Source organism: Roseateles sp. P5_E1 (assembly GCF_054049335.1).
The window spans coordinates 1-511 of sequence record NZ_JBFUMN010000508.1; the positions used below are offsets into that span (position 1 = coordinate 1).

At 68.9% G+C, this 511-nt stretch carries 1 protein-coding gene; it reads right to left on the minus strand.

The annotated features are described in order from the left end of the window. Window positions 1-511 (minus strand): HAD-IA family hydrolase (locus ACXJKJ_RS32355; RefSeq protein ID WP_457395860.1); only part of this gene is annotated, 511 nt, incomplete at both ends.

Sequence of the window (511 nt, forward strand, 5' to 3'; positions counted from 1 at the left end):
CGCTGCAGCTGCGCGGGCTGTTCGATCATGCACTCCGCGCCCCACGCCAGCGGGTCGTCGGCATCGAGCCGGTAACCCCACAGCGCGGCCACCGAGGCCATGCCGGCGGCATTGGCAGCGACGATGTCGCGTTCGTCATCGCCCACGTAGATGCAGGTGGCCGGGTCGATCTGCAGGCGCTCGGCTGCGGCCAGCAGGGGCAGCGGATGCGGCTTGCGCTGGGCCAGGGTATCGCCCCCGATCAGCACCTTGCAGCGACTTTCCCAGCCCAGCTGCGGCACGATCAGACGGGCCAGGTATTCCGGCTTGTTGGTGACGATGCCCCACACGCAGCCGGCGGCATCCAGCGCATCGAGCATGCCTGCCACGCCGTCGAACAGCGTCGCGTACTGGCCGATCAGGCCTTCATAGCGCTCGAGGAACTCCGGCACCAGCGCATCGCGCTCGATCTGCCCCAGTTCCGGGAAGGCCACCGACACCATCGCTCGCGAGCCCTTGGAGACCACCGGAC